Genomic DNA, 21,222 nt, shown 5'->3' on the forward strand with positions numbered 1-21,222 from the left:
GGGCGCGGCAGCGCCCCGCCCGGCACCCCTTCCGAGGCCGCCGTCGCGGAGATCGCGCCGACGCGCGCGCTCCGGGGCCTGAGCGGCCTCGACATCCGAATCTGAGGAGGCCCCCACGATGACCAGCGGCATTTCCAGCCTGACCAGTGCGGCCTCTTCGAGCAGCACGGGCAAGACCGCCGACAGCGCGACGCTGGCGAGCAACTTCACGCAGTTCCTGACCCTGCTGACGACGCAGCTCAAGAACCAGAACCCGCTCGACCCGATGGACACCAACCAGTTCACGCAGCAGCTGGTGCAGTTCGCGCAGGTGGAGCAGCAGCTCAAGGGCAACGACCGCCTCGACAGCATCCTGGCGAGCAGCAAGGCGGCGAGCTCGGCCTCGGCCACGAGCTACATCGGTAAGACCATCACCACCGACGGCACCACGGCCGACCTCAAGGACGGCTCCGCGACCTGGAGCCTGACGCCGGCGCGCGCGGCGACCAAGGCGGTGGTGACGATCTCCGATTCCAACGGCAACGTCGTCGGCACCCAGACGACGTCGCTCGCCGCCGGCCCCCAGACCTTCTCGTGGAACGGCAAGAACTCGTCCGGGCTCGCCTCGGCGGCGGGCACCTACTCGATCAAGATCTCGGCCACCGATGCGACCGGCGCCGCCGTCTCGGTCGCGACCGAGACGACCGGCACCGTGGACGAGGTCGACCTCAGCGGGGCCAACCCGGTCCTGGTCATCGGCACCTCGCGCGTGCCGCTCTCCAGCGTCACCGGGATCGGGTTGTCCACAACCTCGGGATAACGAATCACTTCCGAGTGATCCGCTTCAACATGTTTTAAGCCCGCGCAAGTAGGTTGATGGCTCGACAGGTCAGTCGAGTTGTAGAGCGTATCATGACCGAACCGCACCGCCCGAGAGTGAAATACGTGATCGGGCCCGATGGAAGTCCCCTGACGATCGCCGACCTGCCGCCCACGAGCACCCGTCGATGGGTGATCCGCCGGAAGGCCGAAGTGGTGGCCGCCGTCCGCGGCGGTCTCCTGAGCCTGGAAGAGGCTTGCCAGCGCTACACCCTCACCACCGAGGAGTTCCTGAGCTGGCAGTTCTCGATCGACCAGCACGGCCTTGCCGGCCTGCGCACCACGCGCATCCAGCATTACCGCCACTGACTCGACCCCGTGCCCCGGCCGGCGCGGTGCAGCCCGCGCGGTCGCCGCCGGTTTCACGCGAAGCCGCATCCGCCTCCCGCGGATGCGGCTTCGCTGCTTGGAGGGCCTCGGCGATGGAGGGGCGGCGGCCATTCGTTAACCGCCCGCTAACCACGGCCTGGGCAAATTCTGCCGGGCGGGGCCGATCGCGGCGCCCGCCTGGGGTGGGCGCGTAACAGCCGTGAAGCCGGTTCTCGATCTCGTCACCAAGCTCGGACCGGCGCGCCTCGCCGCGATGGCGGCGGTGACGCTGACCCTCATCGGCTTCTTCGCCTTCGTGATCCTGCGGGTCTCGCGCCCCGACATGGGCGTGCTGTTCGCCGACCTGTCGGCCCAGGATGCGGCCGCCGTGGTGCGCGACCTCGATGCCCGCGGCATCCGCTACGAGACCCGGGGCGACACCGGCCAGACCGTGATGGCGCCGCGCGCCGACCTGCCCCGCCTGCGCATGGACCTCGCCGGCAAGGGCCTGCCGAGCCAGGCCGGCGTCGGCTACGAGATCTTCGACAAGGGCGACGCGTTCTCGTCGACCAACTTCGTCCAGAACGTGAACCACCTGCGCGCGCTCGAAGGCGAGCTGTCGCGCTCGATCCGGGCGATCGGCCGGGTCCAGGCCGCCCGCGTCCACCTCGTCCTGCCCGAGCGCCGCCTGTTCGAGCGCGACCGCGAGCTGCCGAGCGCCGCCATCGTCCTGAAGCTGATGGGCGACCTCGATGCCGGCCAGGTCCGCGCGATCCGGCACCTGGCCGCCTCCGCGGTCGAGGGCCTGAAGCCCGAGCGCGTCTCGATCGTCGACGAGCGCGGCCGGCTCCTGGCCGACGGCGCCCGCGGCGAGCAGGGCGAGGCCGGCGCCTTCGAGGAGAAGCAGACCGGACTCGAGCGCCGCTTGCGCTCGCAGATCGAGGAGATCGTCGCCGGCATCGTCGGGCCGGGCCGTGCCCGCGTCCAGGTCTCGGCCGAGCTCGACATGAACCGCGTCGAGAGCCGCTCGGAGACCTTCGACCCCGAGAGCCGCGTGGTACGCTCGAGCCAGACCCGCACCGAGGCCTCGCAGACCGCCAACAACGAGGGCTCGGTCAGCGTCGGCAACGAGCTGCCCGGCGCGGCCCAAGACAAGGCGCCCGCGCCGAAGGATTCCTCGAACAAGAACGAGGAGACCACGAACTACGAGATCTCCAAGGTCACGCGGACCGAGGTGGTCGAGGGCGGCCGGGTGAAGCGCCTCTCGGTGGCGGTATTGGTCGACGGCGCCTACGCGCCCGGCCCCGACGGCAAGGTCGCCTACCAGCCCCGGCCGGCGGCCGAGATCGAGCGGATCGCGGCCCTGGTGCGCAGCACCGTCGGCTTCGACAAGGCGCGCGGCGACCAGATCGAAGTGGTGAACCTGCGCTTCGCCGAGGCGCCGACCCCGGCCGACTTCGTCGAGCCGACGCTGATCCAGTCGCTGCTCAGCCCGACCAAGGAAGACGTGATGCGGTTCGTCGAGCTCGGCGTGCTCGCCTTGCTCACCCTGATCGTGCTGCTCGTCGTCGTGCGTCCGCTGCTGCGCCGCGTGCTCGCCTCCGACCCGGCGGCGACGCCGCTGCTCGGTGCGGCGGGCGCGGCGGGCGGGGTGGACATCGAAGCCGGCGGCACGATCCTGGTGCCGCGGGAGAACCAGACCGCCCGGCTGATGGAATTCGCCAAGATCAACGGGCAGATCCAGGCCGACACCGTGCAGCGGGTGGTCGACATGGTCCGCGCCAGCCCGTCCGAGACGGTCGAGGTCCTGCGCAACTGGATCCAGGAAACGCCGTAGCCGGCACGATGCGAACGACGACCGAGTGGCTTTGAGGAGGGGACGGGACGATGGCGGCGGGTGCGGGACTGGGTGAGAGCTTGCAGGACCTCGGGGGATCGGCGTTCGCGTCGATGCCGGGGCCGCAACGTGCCGCCGCGCTGCTGCTGCTCCTCGGCGAGGCCGAGGGGGCGCCGATCTGGCAGCGCCTGGAGGAGGACGAGATCAAGACGGTCTCGCACGCGATGGTCCAGCTCGGATCGCTGGAAGCCGAGACGGTCGAGAAGCTGATCATCGACTTCGTCTCGCGGCTGTCGACCGGCGGGGGCATCACCTCGAACTTCGAGCGCACGGAGTCGCTGCTGCTGAAGATCTTCCCCACCGAGCAGGTCTCGATGATCATGGCCGAGATCAAGGGCGCCTCGGGCAAGCGGGTCTGGGCCTCGATCGCCCAGGTCGATCCCGAGATCCTCGCCGCCTTCCTGCGCAACGAGTACCCGCAGACCGTCGCCGTGGTGCTGTCGAAGGTGCGCTCCGACTACGCGGCCAAGGTGCTCACCCTGCTGCCGGAGGAATTCGCCATCGACGTGCTCAACCGGATGCTGCGGATGGAGACCGTGCAGAAGGAGGCGCTCCGCCACATCGAGGAGACGTTGCGCGTCGAGTTCGTCGCCACCATCGCGCAATCCGCCCGCCGCGACGCGCACGAGATGATGGCCGACGTCTTCAACGCCTTCGACCGCCAGACCGAGGGCCGGTTCCTGGCCGCCCTCGACCAGGGCAACCGCGGCTCGGCCAAGCGCATCCGCGAGCTGATGTTCACCTTCGAGGACCTGCTCAAGCTCGATCCCGGCAGCGTGCAGACGCTGATGCGCTCGGTCGACAACGAGACCTTGTGCCGGGCGCTGAAGGGCGCCGACGAGCGCGTGCGCGGCTTCTTCCTGGCGCAGATGTCGACCCGCGCCGCCAAGAACCTCACCGACGAGATGGGCTCGATCGGCCCGATCCGCCTCAAGGAGGTGGACGAGGCCCAGGCCAAGATGACCGAGCTCGCCAAGGACCTCGCCGACAAGGGCGAGATCATGATCGCCAAGAACAGCGCCGAGGAGGAGCTGGTCTATTGAACGCCAAGCCCGCTCCGGCCAAGACGCCGTTCCTGTTCGAGACCGACTTCCGCCGGCCGCAGCCGAGCCGCGAGAGCGTGCGCGCGGCCGAGGCCGCCGACGAGGCCGCCGCCCACGCCCACGCCCGCGGCGTGCAGGAGGGCCGCGCCCAGGCCGAGGCCCAGGTGCAGGCGCGGCTGTCCGATGCGATGACCCGCCTGTCGCTCGCCGCCGCCGGGCTGATCGCGCAGGCCGACGCCCGCGACGTGGCGCGCGAGGACCAGGCGGTCGAGGTGGCGGTGCTGCTCGCCCGCAAGATCGCGGGCGACGCCCTCGACGCCCGGCCGCTCGCCGCGATCGGCGAGGCGGCGCGTGCCGCCCTCCAGCACCTGCGCGGCGTGCCGCACCTTGTCGTGCGCGTCCATGACGGCCTCGTCGAGGAGGCCGAGGGGCTGATGAAGCGGCTGGCGCGCGAGCGCGGCTACGAGGGCCGCCTCGTCGTGCTGGGCGATCCCGACATGGCGTCGGGCGACGCCCGCATCGAGTGGGCCGACGGCGGGATCGTGCGCGAGCGCGCCCGCATCGAGGCCGCGGTCCTCGATGCCCTCGGCACCACCGTCGAACCCTGAGAGATCGAAAGAGCCCGATGTCCGACGATTTCAGCCTGCCGCAGCTCGGCGAACAGGATCCGGCCTTCGCGGGCGAGGATTCGATCCGCGACGTGCCGACGACGCCCAAGAGCGCCTCCGACCTCGAGCAGCTCTTCGACGTGCCGGTGATGGTGTCGGCGGTGCTCGGTGCCGTGCGGATGCCGATCGGCGACCTGCTCCGCCTCGCCCCCGGGGCGGTGCTGGAGCTCGACCGCAAGGTCGGCGAGGCGGTCGACATCTTCGTCAACAACCGCCTCGTCGCCCGCGGCGAGGTCGTCCTGGTCGAGGATCGCCTCGGGGTGACGATGACCGAGATCGTCAAGGGCGACCGCTGACCTCTTGAGACCCGGGCCCCGCGCTCCGCCGTGCACGACGGGGCGGTCCGCGGCGCCGACACAGTTAGAACGGAGACACCGCGATGCGGCTCTTGATCATCGGACGGCTCAACGGCGAGCTGATCACCGCCTCGAAGATCGCGATGAACCGCGGGGCGGCGGTGACCCAGGCCGACGGCGTCGCGCAGGGGCTGAACGTCCTGCGCGCCAAGGGCGCCGACCTCATCATGATCGATGTCGGGCTCTCGATCCGCGACCTCGTCGCGGCGCTGAGCGAGGAGCGCATCCGCACCCCGGTCGTCGCCTGCGGCGTCACCACCGACGCGAAGGCCGCCGTCGCCGCGATCCAGGCGGGCGCCAAGGAGTACATCCCCCTCCCCCCGGACCCGGACCTGATCGCCGCCGTGCTCGAGGCGGTCTCGGCGGACGGACGCGCCTTCGTCTGGCGCGACGCCTCGATGGAGAAGGTGGTGCGCCTGGCCGAGCAGATCGCCCGCTCGGAGGCCTCGGTGCTGATCACCGGCGAGAGCGGCACCGGCAAGGAGGTGCTCGCCCGCCACGTCCACCAGAAGTCGGCACGCGGCAACAAGCCGTTCGTCTCGGTCAACTGCGCCGCGATCCCCGAGGCCCTGCTCGAATCCGAGCTGTTCGGCCACGAGAAGGGCGCCTTCACCGGCGCGGTCGCCCGGCGCATCGGCCGCTTCGAGGAGGCCAACGGCGGCACGCTGCTGCTGGACGAGATTTCGGAGATGGACGTCCGCCTGCAATCCAAGCTGCTGCGGGCGCTGCAGGAGCGGGTGATCGACCGCGTCGGCGGCTCGGCCCCGGTCAAGGTCGATATCCGCGTGCTCGCCACCTCGAACCGCAACCTCGCCGAGGAGGTCCGCAAGGGCACGTTCCGCGAGGACCTGTTCTACCGCCTCAACGTCGTCCACCTGCGCCTGCCGCCCCTGCGCGAGCGCCCGGCCGACATCCTCGAGCTCGCCGCGCACTTCGCCAAGAAGTATGCCGAGGTGAACGGCGTGCCGGTGCGGCCGCTCGGGCGGGCGGCGCAGGAGATGGTGCTGAAGAACCCGTGGCGCGGCAACGTGCGCGAGCTCGAGAACACCCTGCACCGGGCGGTGCTGCTCGCCTCCGGCCCTGAGATCGGCGCCGACGCGATCCTGACGCCGGAGGGCGACTCGATCGCCGCGCCGGTCGGTGCCGCGACGCGCGCGGCCCAGGTGGCGGAAGCCGCGACCCGCGGGCTCGTCGGCCGCACCGTGGCGCAGGTCGAATGCGACCTGATCCTCGACACCCTCGACCATTGCCTTGGCAACCGCACCCATGCGGCCAAGATCCTCGGCATCTCGATCCGGACGCTGCGCAACAAGCTCAACGAGTATGTCGGCTCGGGGCTCGAGGTGGCCGAGCCCGGCTCCGCCCGGGCGATCGCCGCCTACGGCTGATCGGCCTCCGCCGTCGGCTCCGCCGAGGCGCGGGGGCGGTGCTCGGGAAGCGTCACGCGCACCACCGTGCCGGCACCGACCTCGCTCTCGAAGGCGAGGCGGCCCCGGTGGCGGTTGAGGCTGTGCTTGACGATGGCGAGGCCGAGCCCGGTGCCGCCCTTCTGGCGGCTCGACGCCACGTCGATGCGGTAGAAGCGCTCGGTCAGGCGCGGCAGGTGCTCGGGGGCGATGCCCGGCCCGTCGTCGCGCACGCTCAGCACGATGCGGCTGCCGAGCAGCGCGTCGCGCGTCCGCGCCAGGCCGACGACGACGCTGCGGCCGCCGTACTTCACCGCGTTCTCGATCAGGTTCTCGACGACGCGCAGCAGCTCGTCCGGCTCGCCGAGCACCGGATACGCGCCCTCCCCCGCTTCCAGGACGACCGCGACGCCGCGGGCCGCCGCGAGCGCCCCTTGCGCATCGACCATCTGGCGGGCGATCGTGCCGAGGTCGACCACCTGGGTCGGCGCCACGTGCTCGCGCAGCTCGATCCGCGAGAGCGAGAGCAGGTCGTCGATCAGCCGGGTCATCCGCTGCGCCTGGCTGTGCATGATGCCGAGGAAGCGCTCGCGGGCCGGCGCGTCGGCACGGGCCGGGCCCTGCAGCGTCTCGATGAAGCCGAGGAGCGAGGCCAGCGGCGTGCGCAGCTCGTGGCTGGCATTGGCGACGAAATCGACCCGCATCGCCTCGAGGCGCCGCGCGGCGGTGAGGTCGCGCAGGAACAGCACCACGTTCGGCTGGCCGCCCTCCGGCATCGGCAGCGCGCCGATCTGGACCTCGAAGGCGCGCTCGGTCGGCACGCGGACGGCGTAGGTGGTCTTCGCGGGCGCGCCGGTCCGCAGCACCGCCTCCACCGCGTCGAGCACGTCCGGCGCGCGCAGGGCGAAGGAGAGGGGGTGGCGCAGGCGCAAGGCCGGCAGCAGGGCCCGCGCCGCCGGGTTCGCCTCAATCACCACCGCGCGGCGGTCGATGAGGATCACCGGGTCGGGGATGTTGGCGAGCAGCGCCTCGGCGACCGCGTGGCGATCGGTCTGGCGCAGGCTCGGTGCGGCGGCGATCGCGTCGCGCCCGCGGGTGGCGAGGAAGCCGCCGACGCAGATCGCCGCGAGCCCCGCCGCGATCATCGGCCCGTCGAGGAGGCCGCGGTGGTACGCGAAGAGACCGACGAGCGAGACCGCCGTCGCCGCGCTGGTCCAGGCCGTCCGGCTCGTGGCGGCCTCAGGCATGCTCGCGGCCGCCGAGGCTCACGGCTCTCCGCGCGCGCGGCCCGCCCGCTTCACGATCTCGTAGGCGCCGAGCATCGCCAGCGCGGTGACGAAGGGCACGACGTAGTAGCAGATCCGGAACAGCAGCAGAGAGCCCAGCACCTGCTCCCGCGGCAGGCTCGACAGCGCCAGCAGGATCGTCGCCTCGAACACGCCGAGCCCGCCGGGCGCGTTCGAGGCGATGCCGAGCATCGCCGCGAGGACGTAGATCGCCAGGAAGGTGGTGAAGCCGATGGAGAGGCCCGCCGGCATCAGCACGTACAGCACGGCGGCCGCCGCGCAGACGTCGCCGATGCCGACCACCATCTGCCCCAGGGAGACGGAGGCGCCCGGCAGCTCCAGGCGCCATTGCCGGATGGTGACGTGCCGGCGCTTGGCCGAGACCCAGCCGAGATAGCCGAGCACCAGGGCCAGCGCGAACAGCCCGACGCCCTGGTTGATCCGGATCGACGTGAAGGCGAGGCCCGCGAGCTGGCTCGCCTCGATGATCAGGCTCAAGCCCAGCACCACGCCCATGCCGAGCCAGAAGGTGAAGCCGGCGATGACCGTGAGCGCGGCGATCTTCGCCGCGGTGAGGCCCTGGCGCGCATAGATCCAGTAACGGATCGTGCCGGCGGTCAGCAGCGGGAAGCCGAGCGTGAAGCTCACCGCGTAGCTCGTGAACGAGGCGAGCGCGGTGATCCGGTAGGGCACCTTGATCCGCAGCTGTCGCAGGGCGAGTGCGTCGTAGCCGGTGAGGAAGAGGTAGCTGACGAAGACGAACAGGAAGGCGAGGCCGAGCTGGTCGGAGCTGGCCTCGACGAACGCCTTGCGCAGATCCGCCCAGGTGACGGTCTGGACCAGCTTCCACAGGACGCCGAGCGAGACGGCGAACAGGATGATGCTCGCCGCGGTGCCGAGCCAGGCGTAGCGGCTGCGCCGGCCCTTGCCCGCCGTGCCGTCGGCCGGGATCGGCGCGTCTGGCGCGGCCGTCTCGGCATGATCGCGCGTTCCGCGATGCTGATCGTGGACGTTCATTCCGATCGGCGTCCGCCTCCGCCGGATATCCCGCCCGGCCGGCGAGCGGGCCGCGGGTTCGATGCCGGATGTTTCGGGCCGTTGCCCGTTGCCCCGCATGTAGAACCATCGGCGCTCCAAGGCCAGCGACCGCACCGGCTCGTTCTCAATCGGGCACGGAAAAGCCGGTTCTCGCCGTGCCGCATGTCCGCAGGATGACGCCGGCCTCGCCCAACCCGGCGCGGATGCGCGCGGCCACGTCCGGCGCTGTGCAGACGTAGGTCGGGCTCGGATGCGGGATCGCGACCACCGGAAGACCCGGCCTCAGCACGGCGATGGTCTCACGCGCCATGCCGGCGACGCGGCCGGACAGGACGACGACGGCGAGGTCGGGCAGGAGTGCGAGCAGCGGGGCGAGGCAGGGCGCCGCGGCACGGATCTCGGAGCGGCGCGGCGCCCGGTTCAGGGCGCCCTCGGCATGGATCACGAACGGGATCGCGTTCCAGATCAGCGTGTCGGCCCGCGCGATCCCCGCCTCCGCGAGGAAGCGGACCAGGTTGGCCGCGGTGCCGGTGGGGTTGTCGCGCGAGACGAAGCCGGTGCGGACGATCGCCGGTCCGGGCGTCTCCAGCAGGAGCAGCAGGCGTGCGTGGATGCCGCCGTCGAGGGGATCCGGGTCGGGAACGGGGGCGTCGAACTCTCGGGCGATCTGGGCTGCCATCGCGCGGAGCGGCGCGACGTGGCCGGCATCGCGGATCGCCCGTCGCGCCGCCAGAACCTCCGGGTCGGCCAGGCTCTTCGGCGTGCCGGGCTCAGGCGGCCGCATCGAAACCGGGACAGCCGTCGGGCAGGATGCCCGCGACCGAGACGCGTTCGCGCCCGCCCTCGGCGCCGAGACAGTCCATCAGCGCCGCGCGTCCGCCGAACTGGAAGCCGAGCTGCGTCGCGTAGGCGGCGCAGGCCTCGGCCTTCGCCTCCTGCGCGGCCCGATCGAGGTCGACCTGGCGGACCGGCAGGCCGGCGAAGGAGGCGGCGAGCGGCGCCTTCGGCACGGTGTCGCGCACGGTATAGGGGAAATCCCGCCACCACAGCACCGGCTGCCGCGACCCGATCCTTCGGAAGGCCGCGACCACCTGCAGGTGGTCGACATGGCCGCCGATCGCCTGCGGCGCGAGGATCAGGTCCGGTGCGATGTCGTTGAGCAGCGCCCGGAAGGCGGGGACCAGGTGCTCGACGATGCCGTCGTCGGCATGGGGCTCGGCGAAGAGGTCCGGCGCCGAGCCGTAGCCGCGGTGCGGCGCCTCGCGGAACGGCAGGTGACGCACCTCGACCCCGAGGCAGCGGGCCGCCGCCTCGTCCTCGGCGCGGCGCAGGCGCATGTAGTCCACCGACGCGTCGAGCCCCTTGTCCAGCTGGCAGGCGAGCGCGAACCCGGTCGGGCCGGGGACGCTCTGCGTGAACACCGTCGCCATCACCACGCGCCAGCCCGACGCGGCCAGGGTCGCCAGCGTGCCGCCGCAGGAGAAGGCGGCATCGTCGAGGTGGGGAGACAGGGCGAGCGCGGTGGGCATCGGATCAGGGCTTGCGGCTAGAGCAGGTGCGGCTCGGCGCGGAAGCGGCAGGCCGGATCGTGCGGGAGCGTGTCCGCGAAGTCCGTCGCCGGGGCCGCGTGCACGACCTCGCCGTAGACCGCCATGATCTGCCGGCCGACCGCCGTCCAGGAGTACACCCGGCGGCACTCTTCCAGGGCGGCCCCGGCGAGGCGGCGGCGCAAGGTCGCGTCGGTGACGATCCGCGTCAGCGCCTCGGCCAGCGCCGGCACGTCGCCGGGCATCGTCAGGAGGCCGTTCTCCCCGTCGCGCAGGCAGTCCGAGACGCCGACCGCGTGGCAGGACACGACCGCGAGCCCCGCGGCCATCGCCTCCAGGATCGTGTTGGAGAAGCCTTCCGCGTAGGTCGGCGACACGAAGACGTCGGCCTGTCGATAGAGGCTCGGAACGGTGCCGTAATCGGCGTAGCCGGTGAAGCGGATCTCGGCGTCCGAGAACCCGAGTTCCGCGGCCAGCGCGTGCGAGGACTCCACGTCGGGGCCGATGCCCGAGATCGTGGCGGCGAACGGCGTGCCGCGTTCGCGCAGGATCGCCAGGGACTGGATGAAGTCGAGCACGCCTTTCCGGCGGTCGACGCGGCCGTGATAGAACAGGCGGACCGGTCCGTCATGGGGCGCCGGCAGGCCGTCGCCGCCGCGGGCGAACCGCGCGGTGTCGACGGCGCCGGGCACGATGGTGAAGCGGGCCGGGTCCGAGCCGAGCCGGTCGCAGACCTCGTCGACGAAGGAGGCGCCGCCGATCAGCAGGGCGTTGGCATGGGCCAGCACCTCGCACATCGCGACCCGGTGGGTCTCGCAGCACGACCCGACCCAGTGCCCGTCGCCGCCCTGGATCGAGACCACGTTCGGCACGCCGAGCGCCTTGGACGCCAGCAGCACCGCCCACCCGGTCGGGTAGCCGTACTGCGCGTGCAGGACGTCGAAGGGCTTGCGCGCGTGCTCGTCGCGGATGGTCGCGACCATCGTGTCGATGTCGCGCTCGAAGTCGCCGCTCGTCTGCTCGCCGACCTGCTCGAGGCCGATCACCCGTACGCCCGGCACCGCGGGCGGGGGGCCGCCGCCGTAGACGCGGGTGCCGAACGCGTCGCCGCGATACTGCGAGACCATCGTCACGTCGTGGCCGGCCTGGACCAGCTCGCGCAGCAGGTTCTGCGCGTAGACGCTCATGCCGGAAATCGCCGGAAAGTAGCGCCGGCTGACGAAGCAGATCCTCATTGCCGCCGGGTCTCCTGGTCGTCCGGAAGGGGCGGCCCGTCGCGCCGGCAGCTGCGGAGGTATTCGAGCGAGGCCGGGATCATCGCGTCGGCGCGATGGCTCTCGCGCGACAGCTCCACGCAGATCAGCTTGTCGTAGCGGATGGCTTCCAGCGCCTCGAGGATGCCGGGCACGTCCATGTCGCCCTCGCCGAAGGGCAGGTGGATGTGCTCCCCGCGCTTCATGTCCTCGATCGCCAGCGTGCCGATGCGTCCGGCGAATTCGTGGACCGCCGCCGCCGGGTCGCGCTCGCCGGTGACGAGGCAATGGCCGGTATCGAGGGCGAGGCGCAGGCCTCCCACCTCGAGCGCGGCGAAGTCGTCCAGCGTCTCGATCAGCATGCCCGGCTCGGGCTCGAGGCACGGCACCACCCCCTTCTCGGCGGCGTAGGCCACGACCTCGGTCAAGCCTTCGACGAGCCAGCCCCGCGCCTCGGCCGGGTCGACGCCCGGTCGCGGCACCCCGGCCCAGAACGAGACCGCCTCGGAATGCAGCATCGCGCCGATGTCGATCGCACGCTTGAGGAAGCCGACGCGGCGCGCGCGGGCCGAGGCGTCTGCGGTGACGAGCGTCGGCTCGTGCTTGGCGCGCGGGTCGAGGAGGAAGCGGGCGCCGGTCTCGATCACCGAGCCGAGCTCCAGTTTCTCCAGGCGGCTGGCAACCCGGCCGGCCTCCGTCGCCCAGCCCTCCGCGAAGGGGTCGAGGTGGTGGATGTCGAGCGTCAGGGCGACGCCGTCGTAGCCGGCGCCCTTGATCAGGTCGATCGCGTCGTCGAGCCGATGGTTGGCCGCACCGTTCGTGTTGTAGGCGAAGCGAAGCGTCACGCGGCCCTCCCCGTCTGCTCCAGCCGGAACGGGGCATGGTGCGATTCCGGCTCGCGGTAGAGCGGATAGTGGCTGCCGACGATCGACTCCGCCAGCGCGGTGTCGAACAGCGGCTGGCCGCCGAAGCGCTCGATCGCCTCCGGCGTCAGGCGAACCGGCAGCAGGGTCTCGCTCGGGGTGCCGAACGTGATCAGCGGGTGGTCGCGCTCGATCAGCTTGCGGGCGTTGCGCTCGCCGATGCGGTAGTAGCTCATGGTCTCGACCTCGAGCCCCGGCACGATCGCCTTGACAACGCCGACCGCGCCGCCCACCGGCGAGCAGTCGACGTAGAGGATGTCGAACCCGGCCTCGTCGAGCCGGTCGCAGGCGATCTTGCCGCGCGCGTGACCGTCGGCGGCCGGGGTCGTCGGCAGGTCGGTGAACGCCTTGGTCGCCCGCTCGGAATAGACCGTGTCCTTCAGGACGTCGCGCAGGCCCTCGGGGGGCAGCACGATCCATTCGAGCATGGCCTTCAGCGCCCGGCTCTCCTCGAGGTCGAGGCTCGGCAGCGCCTTCTCGATGAACGCGCCGACGTAGCCCGGCGGCGTCACCCGCTCGGCGAAGGCGAGCGGCCCGTGGCCGAAAGCCTTGCGCACGCGGGCGGCCTGGAACTCGAGCAGCGCCTTGCGCAAGGCCCGCTCGCGATCCGGGTCGCAGGCCTCGCCGCAGGCCGAGAGCGCGATCGGCACCGGGGCGTCGGCCGGCTCCTTGTCGTAGCCGACGACGTAGAGGTTGGTCAGCCCGAACTGGTCGGTGGCGAATTTCGGCAGCGCCCGGATGCCGAGCGCGTCGAGGCGGTCGAGCATCGCCCGCGTCTCGGGTCCGAGGCCCTCCGAGACGTCGAGCATCACGCCCTGGTCGAGCGCACGGAACAGGAGGCCGTTGCCGTCGCGCTGCAGCAGCTCGAGGACGCCGTGGCCGAGCGCGAACGGCACGTCAGGCCCGGCACCGAGGCCGTTGGTGATCAGGTTGGTGAAGGGCTTGTAGCCCTCCGACAGCTCGAAATAATCGGTGGCCGCGATGTCGAGCGGCATCAGCACGATCGCACCGGTCCTGGCGCGCGTCGCCGCGGTCCATTCCAGCACCGTGTCGCGCCCCACCGGGGAGCCGGCCGGCAGGCAGAGGGTCAGCGGGTCGGCGACCGAGCCGGCGCCGTAGACCTTGACGAGGTCGTGGTAGCTCGCGCGCTCCTTCTTGCGCGGCATCACCGCGAGCGACGGCATCAGGTTCTCGGCGATCTCGGCGACCGCGCCGATCAGCGCCTCGTCGTCGGTGGCGCCGTAGCCGATGCCGGACGGCATCGCGCCGACGAAGAATGGATCGTCGAGGAACAGCGAGACGAACCAGACCGGGATGCCGGTGCGGTCGAGCGGCGCCAGGGGGAACCCGACGATCCGGCCCGGCGGAAGGATGTCGAGATAGGCGCGCACCGGCTCCGGCAGGTTCTGCGGCAGCCCCTCGATCCGGCGCGGGCCGCCGAAGCTGTAGGGCCGCGGCGCCTTGATGCGCGGATCGCGGGCGCGGTCGTCCTGGTCGTTCTCGGTCACGTGTTCGGTCCGTCTGCTGGGGCGAGCGCGCCGTAGGCCCGCGCGATCAGCCGCATGGTGTGGAGGTCGCGTGCCGCCGAGTAGGCCTCCCGCTCCGCCGGACGCCGCAGCGCCGAGCCGAAGGCCCGGACCTGCTCGGTGAAGGGCGACGCCTCGGCGTCGAAGGCGACGGGCTCGGAGGCGCCGGTCGCACCGTCGGTGAAGGTCACGGTGCCGCCGGCGGTCTGGCCCATCGTGTCGATCGCGGTGAGCAGGCCCTTGGTGCCGACGATCTCGAGGCGGCGGCGCGGCAGCGCGTCGGGGCAGTTGTAGGCAACGTTGAGACTCGCCAGCACCCCGCTCTCGGTCCGCCCGATCAGCAGCGCGCCGTCGTCGACCGCGTAATCCTGGGCCCGCGCCTGCGTGAGGGCCGCGATGTCCATCAGCGATTCGCCGAGGAGGTAGTCGACGAGGTCGAGGCCATGCGGTGCCAGATCCATCAAGGCGCCGCCGCCGGCCTGCGCCGGATCGATGCGCCAGTTGTCCTGGCCGGGGCAGGCCGCCCAGTCGCGCCCGAGCCAGCAGGCGTAGACGATGCGGATCGCCGTCACCGTGCCGAGCCGGCCATCAGCGATCCGGTCGCGCAGGGCGCGATGGCCGGGATGATGACGCTGATCGAACGCCGTGCCGTAGAACGCCCCCGACCGTGCGACCGCCGCGGCCATCGCCTCGGCGTCGCCGAGGCTCGCCGCCATCGGCTTCTCGCACAGAATCGCCTTGCCCGACGCCGCCAGCGCCTCGACCGCCTGCCGGTGGAGGTGATTGGGCGTCGCGACGTACACCGCCTCGATCTCCGGGTCGGCGACCAGCCGGTCCAGGCTGTCGTAGGCGCGGGCGCCCTCGGCCTCGGCGGCGGCGCGGGAGGCCGCCCCCGGGTCGCACACCGCGACGAGGCGGTGCCCGGCGGCGCGGATGCCCGGCGCCATGTAGTCGCGGGCGACCCAGCCGTAGCCGACGATGCCCCAGCGGACGGCATCCATCACCAGCGCTCCGGGAGATCGATGAATTCCCGGCTGCGCACGCGTCCGATCTCCGCCGCCTCGATGCCGCCGGAAAAGACCAGCCTTTCGGGACCGTCCGATCGCAGCGGGTAGGTGACGTGCGGCGCGTACTCGGCCTCGTAGCGCTCCGAGGGCCACGCGATGGCATACCCGCCCTTCTCGTCGCGGCGATAGAGCGGGTTGAGGACGAGGTCGGCGCCGGCGTTCGGCAGCGTCAGCCCGTCCACGACGGAACGCGGCGCCGGCCGCATCCCCGGCCCGGCGACCACCGAGAACGCCTCGCAGGCCCGCAGCTCCGACGGCGCGCGCGGGCTCGGCGCCCGCGCCGCGACCAGGGCTCGGGTCAGCTCGGCGTCGTCGTAGACGAGGGCGTCGGGAAACAGCTCGGCGATCTCGTCGGCCGAGACGGCGCGGCCGGCCGAGAAGCCGGGGCGGTCGCTGTTGTGGATGTGGCTGAGGGCCAGCCAGCCGTCGTCGCCGGCGTTCTGGCGAAAATTGTCGAGCAGCGTCGCCTTCTCGTCGAGGAAGTAGAAGGCATCGTTGCAGACGACGAGGTCCACCGGCGCGCCCGGGATCGGCCAATGCGCCGAGCCGGCATCGAAGCAGACGAGCTGCGCACCGGCGCCGACCACCCAGTGCCGGGCGACCCAGAGCTTGGCGAAGACCACGTCGGCGCCCGCGACCTTGCAGCCGCGCTGCTTCAGGGTGCGCAGGTAGTGGCCGATGCCGCAGGCGAACTCGAAGACGCAGACCGGATCGTTCCAGTGCGCTTCGAGCAGGGCGAGGCCGGCGAGATAGGTCGGGTCGCTCCACCGGTGCAGGAAATAATCGCCGACGCGGCCCCAGCCGAGCAGGCGGACGGCATCGCGCAGGGTCGCCGTGGCGCGGCCGGCGATCAGCGCGGAGAGGTCGGCCGGCTCGGCCGGCGGGCCGGTCCACCAATCGTCCTGATCGGCGAGGAGGAGCGCGAGCGCCGCGTCGCCCTCGCCGGCGTCGAGATGCGCGAGAACGCGGGCGACGAGGTCGGCGCGGCCGACCCGGAGATAGGGGATGCCGTCGACCACCGGCCAGCGCTCGCCGGCGTCGGCATCGCGCAGGGAATGCGCGGTGTCGGGCTTCAGCGCATGGCCGGTCGCGGGCGACCGCAGGTCGAAGGGAATCATCGGAACTCTGATGCCGCGGGCGCGGTCACGGCAGGAACGGCATGGCGTCGTATGTCCGTCGCGGAACGAGCGCCGCGACGTCGGTTCTACGGAATGCGCATATCCGCGAGCACGCGATCGTGGAAGCCTTTGACCGGCCCGGCATGGACCAGCTCCATCTCGTCGAGCACCGTGCCCATGGTGAGCGAGGCCGCGCGCAGGTGCTGCGCGATCTGCAGCACGCGGTCGCTGCAGTCGGCCGCATGGAACGCCCGGCCTTCCGCCGTCGCGTCGTCCGGCAGCACCGCGCGAGCCCGCTCGACCGATCCCCGCAGCGGGCCGTCGAGCTCGTCGAGCGCCCATTGGGTCGTCCGCGCCATGATCGGGCCGAGATGGTCGCCGAGCAGCATCTCGCCGGTGAAGCCAGCATCGGGCATCGCGGCGTTGTGGAAGTGATGCGCCATCGCGGCGAGGAACACGGTCGCCGGATCGGCCCGGTAGAACGGGCTCAGCACGACGCCGTAGACCGCGACCACGAGGCAGTGCTCGGCATGGTTCTCGGGGGGCTCGAGCAAGATGCGGGGACGCCCGGGACAGGTGACGCCCGCCCGCGGCTGCTGCGCTAGGGCCGCGACGAAACCCGGCACCGTGCCCTGCGGATGCTCGGCACGATGGCGAAGCCGGTCGCGAAGCGCATCGCGCAGGTGAGGATCGAGTGCCGTCGTGACGCTGTCGAACCCCTCGACGAGGACGCCCGACACGGCCGCGTCCGGCAGGCCCGCAGCGGCCAGGAATGCGGCATCGAGATCGCACAGCCGCGTCGCGGCCAGAGCCGTCGCGGTGACGTCGAGCGCCACATCCTCGGCGGGTGCTCCGCCCGTCAGGGCACTCCAACCCTGCGCAAACAGACGCTCGGCGATGGAGCCAACGCGTCCGGCGGACCGGACGCGCTTGAGATCGTTCATCTCGACGAGCAGGTCGCGCAGCTCGGCGGGCGCCGCAGGCCCGAACGCGCCGGTCGCCGGAACGCCGTCCGACATCAGCGGTCGCCGTCCAGCCAATCGAGCAGCATCTTGCCCTGCTTGCCGAAATCGTGCTCGGGACCGTGGCCGTTCTTCACCATCGGCGCCTTGAAGAAGGTCGAAAGCTGCTCCTGCACTCCGCCGTCGCCGCGCTTCTTGGCGAGGTCGAGGACGCGGGCGATCTCGATGACGAGCGGGGCTGCAAGGATCGAGTCCTTGCACAGGAAGTTGACCTTCACCTGCATGCGCTGGCCCATGAAGCCGGTGATGTCGATGTTGTCCCAGGCTTCCTTGTCGTCGCCGCGCGGGCGGTAATAGTGGATGTGGACCAGGTGATCCTCGACCGGGTAGCCGAGGATCGAGTCGAGCACCGTGCCCTTGGTGTTGATCTTCGACTGCAGCGAGGCCGGGTCGTTGAGGGCGAGGCCGTCGCGGTTGCCGAGGATGTTGGTCGAGAACCAGCCGTCGACGTGAAGGGCGCGCGCCTTGAAGGCCGGTGCGAGAACCGTCTTCATCATGGTTTGGCCGGTCTTGCCGTCCTTGCCGGCCACCGGAACGTTCATCTCGGTGGCGAGCGACAGCAGCGCCGGCACGTCGGCGGCGATGCTCGGGGTGAAGTTGGCGTAGGGCACGCCGCTCTTGATCGCCGCATAGGCGTAGAGCATCGCCGGCGAGATGTGCTCGTCGCTGGTATCGAGGCCCTTCTCGAAGGCTTCGGTCGAGTTGAGCACGGCGGCGGTGAGGTCGGGCCAGCGCTCGGTGGAGGCGAGGTTCACCACCACGACCTCGTCGAGGTTGCTCTCCTGCTTAAAGCGGCGGAGGTCGGCGGCGATGATCGACACCGCCTCGCGATGGTCGGCGGCGACGATGCGGTTTGCGCCGTCGATGTTCTTGCAGAACTTCGCGCTGCCCACGGCCGGCCAGGGCTGGATGCCCTTCAGCACCTGGGCACCGTTCTCGATGTCCTGCTTGGTGAGCACGCCGTGCCCCTGCGCGGCGGAGGCGAGATCGTCACCGTTCAGATCCCATCCGGCGAAGACGAGATCCTTGTAGTCGGCCATTCCGGCGACTGCGACGCCCGCGAGAGGCAGACCGTCGAGGCGGTTAGATCCGGACTTGATCATCTCGATGCCGGCGATGGCTGTGGTGGCGACGGCGCCACCCATGCCGACGAACGCAACGCCGACGCGACGACCGGTCTGCATGCTCATGGGGAGAAAATTCCTTAAACGCTTCGGACGCAGGGACTTCGAACGGGCCGATGCGGACCGCCCTGCGTGGCCCATGCTAACTGGCGCTCGGGTGCAACGTTCCAAGCCTGAATGCGACATCTTTGTGCCAACCTGGGGCTGAATGGGACCCGAACGGCTGGTTAAGAATGCGTGAAAAGAGAGCGTTAACCGCTCCTTAAGCGTGCCACGCTTGGATCACCGAGCCGTCCCATTGTGGTCACGGCATCCGGCGATAGAGCCGCCGCTTGATCGAAGCCCGGCCGATGAACGCCGCGGCACGAAAAGGACCAGCAATGGGGGTTTTCCCGGAGCCGGCGCTCTGCGCCGACGACGTGAGCCGACTCGTGCCTATCGAGTCGAATTGTGAAGTGAACACCGTGGTTTGGCTGCCGCGGGCCGTGTGCGGGACGCAGCGGAACGAGGCCGGATTTCGCCGCTCGTCCGCCCTGCGCCGCAGGAGCGCCGCGCTGGGGCTGGCCGCCCTGCTCGCCGGGTTCGTCGTGCCGCAGACCGCCTTCGCGCCGGCGGCCTCGGCCCACGACCGGATCGACGAGCGTCCCCGCGCCGCGATCGACCTGGCCAGCGCCGGACCTTCCCACAACCCTGCCGAGTGGAGCGGCATTCCCGTCATCGAGCAGGAACCGGCCACCAGCGCGCTGATCGCCGGCGACCTCGCCGCCCTGCCCCAGCCGTCGCCGGAGACCGACGACACCATCCGTTTCGGTAAGGTCGGCGTGCCGCGCCGGATCGTCGACACGATCCTGAAGGCCGCCGCCGCAGCGGGCGTCGACCCAGTCTACCTGATGGCGCTGGCCGACAAGGAATCCAGCTTCGCGACCGACGTGAAGGCGCAGACCTCCTCGGCCGAGGGCCTGTTCCAGTTCGTCACCGCCACCTGGCTCGAGATGATCCGCGACTTCGGCGCCCGCTACGGCCTCGACGCCGAGGCGGCCGCCGTGAAGGGCCGCGGCGCCGCGATCACCGTCGCCGCGCCGATGCGCGACCGGGTGCTGTCGCTGCGCAAGGACCCCTACGTCGCCGCGCTGATGGCGGCGGAGCTGATCAAGCGCGACCGCGGGCGCATCGAGGCGCGCGTCGGCCGGGCGCTGACCACGTCGGAGCTGTACTTCGCGCATTTCCTCGGCACGTCGAGCGCCGGGCGATTCCTGACGATGAGCGCCGACCGCCCGGACGAGGTCGCCGAGCGCGAGTTCCGCAGCGCGGCGCGGGCCAACCGGGCGCTGTTCACGCAGAAGGCCGACAAGGCCGCCGGCAAGGCGCGCCGCCACCTCACGGTGGCCGAGGTCTACGACCGGATCGACGGTATGATCGACCGGCGCCTGTCGCGCTACGAGGGCGTCGCCGCCGTCGCGGCCGCGGTCGAGACGGCCGAGCCCGCGGCGGAGCCGCCGGCCCAGCGCGTCCAGGTCACCGAAGCGCTGCCGCCCGACGGCGAGTGATCGCTCAGGCGCCGGGTCGCTTCGCGTTCGCGAGCTGAGCCGGCGTGTTCTGCGCGCCCATCGCCTGCGCCATGTCGGCGGCCGACTGGCCGGCGGCGTCGCGGCGGTCCGGGTCGGCGCCGTGGGCGAGCAGCAGGTCGACGATCTCGGTGCGGTCGAACATCGCCGCGGTCATCAGCGCGGTGCGGCTGCCGTCGCCGGTGCCGTCCACCGCCGCACCGTGGACGAGGAGCAGCGTCGCGATCGCGACGTCGCCCTTGAAGGCGGCGCCGGCGAGCGGGGTCTGGCCGCGGTCGTTGGGAAGTTCCGGGTCGCCGCCGGCCTCCAGGATGACGCGGGCGGTCTCGGCCTGGCCGTTGTAGGCCGCCAGCATCAGCAGGCTGTCGCCCTTGTCGTTGCGGATGTTGGCCGGAAGCCCCTGCCCGAACAACTCCGCCAGCTCGGCGGCATGCCCCATCCGCGCATACTGGAACAGACGACCGGCGAAGGCGACGGTCTCGTCGTCGAGGGCGGGCGGGGACGCGTCAGCGGACATGCAGCGATCTTCGAGCCAGGGGAGCGACACCGCCGATCTGGCGCCGACCCCCCGTCCTGTCCAGTCCGGTCAGGCCGCGGCCGAGACCTTCGGTGCGCTCAAGCCGCCGAAGCGGCGGTCGCGGCGGGTGAATTCGGCCATCGCGGCCGCGAGGTCGGCCTCGCCGAAATCGGGCCACATCCGCTCGGTGAAGTGGAGCTCGGCATAGGCCGCCTCCCACAGCATGAAGTCGGAGAGGCGCTGCTCGCCGCCGGTGCGGATCAGCAGGTCGACGTCCACCGGCGAGCCGTGCATCGCGCCGGCGATCTCCGCTCCGAACGCCTCGCGCGAGGCGGGCTGGCCGGCGAGCCGCGCGGCGGCGGCGAGGATCGCGTCGCGGGCGGAATAGTCGACGGCGATGCGCAGGTGCAGCTTGCGCCCGGCGGCGGTCGCGGCCTCGGCCCGCTCGATCGCCTCGGGCAGCCCGGCCGGCAGACGGTCGCGGCGGCCGACGACGCTGAGGCGGGTGCCGGTGCGGGCGAGCCGCGCCGTCTCGTTGCGCAGGTAGACGCGCAGCAGCCGCATCAGGCCGCCGACCTCGTCGGCCGGGCGCTGCCAGTTGTCGCTGGAGAAGGCGTAGAGGGTCAGCGTGCCGATCCCATGCTCGGGGCAGGCCTCGGCGGTGCGCCGGATCGCCTCGACCCCGGTGCGTTGGCCGGC

The 21,222-nt window shown here is 71.6% G+C and carries 21 protein-coding genes; 8 read left to right on the forward strand and 13 right to left on the reverse strand.

Features of this window, described 5'->3' with window-relative positions; genetic code table 11:
• The first annotated feature begins 118 nt into the window (after window positions 1-118).
• The 7 genes from FV230_RS11455 to FV230_RS11485 all read left to right on the forward strand — a co-directional run bounded on the left by FV230_RS11455 (window position 119) and on the right by FV230_RS11485 (window position 6,519).
• A complete protein-coding gene (locus tag FV230_RS11455; RefSeq protein WP_147842483.1) occupies window positions 119-799 on the forward strand; it encodes a flagellar hook capping FlgD N-terminal domain-containing protein in 681 nt (226 codons plus the stop codon).
• 92 nt (window positions 800-891) lie between these two features.
• Window positions 892-1,167 carry a DUF1153 domain-containing protein gene (locus FV230_RS11460; RefSeq protein WP_147728884.1) on the forward strand — a complete coding sequence of 92 codons (276 nt, stop codon included), beginning with the start codon at window positions 892-894 and terminating at the stop codon, window positions 1,165-1,167.
• Between the two features lie 220 nt (window positions 1,168-1,387).
• Window positions 1,388-3,004 (forward strand): flagellar basal-body MS-ring/collar protein FliF, encoded by a 1,617-nt coding sequence (gene fliF / locus FV230_RS11465; protein ID WP_147728883.1) that lies wholly within the window; start codon window positions 1,388-1,390, stop codon window positions 3,002-3,004.
• Between the two features lie 50 nt (window positions 3,005-3,054).
• On the forward strand, window positions 3,055-4,107 hold the full coding sequence (locus FV230_RS11470; RefSeq protein ID WP_147728882.1) for a flagellar motor switch protein FliG: 1,053 nt from the start codon (window positions 3,055-3,057) through the stop codon (window positions 4,105-4,107).
• Window positions 4,104-4,715: a FliH/SctL family protein gene (locus FV230_RS11475; protein ID WP_147842484.1), complete on the forward strand. Its 612-nt coding sequence runs from the start codon at window positions 4,104-4,106 to the stop codon at window positions 4,713-4,715. Before FV230_RS11470 ends, FV230_RS11475 begins: the two co-directional genes overlap by 4 nt.
• A gap of 17 nt (window positions 4,716-4,732) precedes the next feature.
• The gene (gene fliN, locus FV230_RS11480) at window positions 4,733-5,071 is read left to right on the forward strand and encodes a flagellar motor switch protein FliN (protein WP_147842485.1); all 339 of its coding nucleotides are present in this window, start codon (window positions 4,733-4,735) and stop codon (window positions 5,069-5,071) included.
• A gap of 83 nt (window positions 5,072-5,154) precedes the next feature.
• A complete protein-coding gene (locus tag FV230_RS11485) occupies window positions 5,155-6,519 on the forward strand; it encodes a sigma-54 dependent transcriptional regulator (protein ID WP_147727057.1) in 1,365 nt (454 codons plus the stop codon).
• Here FV230_RS11485 and FV230_RS11490 read toward each other — a convergent pair.
• The 11 genes from FV230_RS11490 to FV230_RS11540 form a co-directional block, all read right to left on the reverse strand.
• Complete coding sequence (locus FV230_RS11490) at window positions 6,510-7,784, reverse strand: ATP-binding protein (protein ID WP_246694830.1); 1,275 nt, start codon at window positions 7,782-7,784, stop codon at window positions 6,510-6,512. The two genes, FV230_RS11485 and FV230_RS11490, sit on opposite strands and share 10 nt — an antisense overlap.
• A gap of 18 nt (window positions 7,785-7,802) precedes the next feature.
• Window positions 7,803-8,840 (reverse strand): lysylphosphatidylglycerol synthase domain-containing protein, encoded by a 1,038-nt coding sequence (locus FV230_RS11495; RefSeq protein ID WP_147842486.1) that lies wholly within the window; start codon window positions 8,838-8,840, stop codon window positions 7,803-7,805.
• Window positions 8,841-8,985: 145 nt separating this feature from the next.
• Window positions 8,986-9,645 (reverse strand): uracil-DNA glycosylase, encoded by a 660-nt coding sequence (locus tag FV230_RS11500; protein ID WP_147842487.1) that lies wholly within the window; start codon window positions 9,643-9,645, stop codon window positions 8,986-8,988.
• Window positions 9,632-10,390, reverse strand: a complete 759-nt coding sequence (locus tag FV230_RS11505) for a PIG-L family deacetylase (RefSeq protein ID WP_147842488.1) — start codon at window positions 10,388-10,390, stop codon at window positions 9,632-9,634. Before FV230_RS11505 ends, FV230_RS11500 begins: the two co-directional genes overlap by 14 nt.
• Before the next feature lie 17 nt (window positions 10,391-10,407).
• The gene (locus FV230_RS11510; protein WP_147842489.1) at window positions 10,408-11,643 is read right to left on the reverse strand and encodes a glycosyltransferase family 4 protein; all 1,236 of its coding nucleotides are present in this window, start codon (window positions 11,641-11,643) and stop codon (window positions 10,408-10,410) included.
• On the reverse strand, window positions 11,640-12,506 hold the full coding sequence (locus tag FV230_RS11515; RefSeq protein WP_147842490.1) for a sugar phosphate isomerase/epimerase family protein: 867 nt from the start codon (window positions 12,504-12,506) through the stop codon (window positions 11,640-11,642). The genes FV230_RS11510 and FV230_RS11515 overlap by 4 nt, the downstream gene beginning before the upstream one ends.
• Window positions 12,503-14,092, reverse strand: coding sequence for a YcaO-like family protein (locus FV230_RS11520; RefSeq protein ID WP_147842491.1), 1,590 nt, complete (start codon window positions 14,090-14,092; stop codon window positions 12,503-12,505). Before FV230_RS11520 ends, FV230_RS11515 begins: the two co-directional genes overlap by 4 nt.
• Complete coding sequence (locus FV230_RS11525; RefSeq protein WP_147842492.1) at window positions 14,089-15,111, reverse strand: Gfo/Idh/MocA family oxidoreductase; 1,023 nt, start codon at window positions 15,109-15,111, stop codon at window positions 14,089-14,091. Before FV230_RS11525 ends, FV230_RS11520 begins: the two co-directional genes overlap by 4 nt.
• Window positions 15,111-16,295: a methyltransferase domain-containing protein gene (locus FV230_RS11530; protein WP_147842493.1), complete on the reverse strand. Its 1,185-nt coding sequence runs from the start codon at window positions 16,293-16,295 to the stop codon at window positions 15,111-15,113. Before FV230_RS11530 ends, FV230_RS11525 begins: the two co-directional genes overlap by 1 nt.
• An 86-nt stretch (window positions 16,296-16,381) precedes the next feature.
• Complete coding sequence (locus FV230_RS11535; protein ID WP_147842494.1) at window positions 16,382-17,314, reverse strand: HD domain-containing protein; 933 nt, start codon at window positions 17,312-17,314, stop codon at window positions 16,382-16,384.
• The gene (locus tag FV230_RS11540) at window positions 17,314-18,507 is read right to left on the reverse strand and encodes an inositol-3-phosphate synthase (protein ID WP_147728787.1); all 1,194 of its coding nucleotides are present in this window, start codon (window positions 18,505-18,507) and stop codon (window positions 17,314-17,316) included. Before FV230_RS11540 ends, FV230_RS11535 begins: the two co-directional genes overlap by 1 nt.
• 314 nt (window positions 18,508-18,821) lie before the next feature.
• On the opposite strand from FV230_RS11540, the gene FV230_RS11545 reads away from it, so the two are divergent.
• Window positions 18,822-19,988 (forward strand): transglycosylase SLT domain-containing protein, encoded by a 1,167-nt coding sequence (locus FV230_RS11545; protein ID WP_147842495.1) that lies wholly within the window; start codon window positions 18,822-18,824, stop codon window positions 19,986-19,988.
• A 4-nt stretch (window positions 19,989-19,992) separates the two neighbouring features.
• Here FV230_RS11545 and FV230_RS11550 read toward each other — a convergent pair whose 3' ends face one another.
• Together FV230_RS11550 and FV230_RS11555 are read right to left on the reverse strand one after the other, a co-directional pair.
• On the reverse strand, window positions 19,993-20,523 hold the full coding sequence (locus FV230_RS11550) for an ankyrin repeat domain-containing protein (protein ID WP_147842496.1): 531 nt from the start codon (window positions 20,521-20,523) through the stop codon (window positions 19,993-19,995).
• 69 nt (window positions 20,524-20,592) lie between these two features.
• On the reverse strand, window positions 20,593-21,222 hold a 630-nt coding region (locus tag FV230_RS11555), incomplete at its 5' end, for a di-trans,poly-cis-decaprenylcistransferase (RefSeq protein ID WP_147842497.1).

Source organism: Methylobacterium sp. WL6 (assembly GCF_008040095.1).
Taxonomy (GTDB): domain Bacteria; phylum Pseudomonadota; class Alphaproteobacteria; order Rhizobiales; family Beijerinckiaceae; genus Methylobacterium.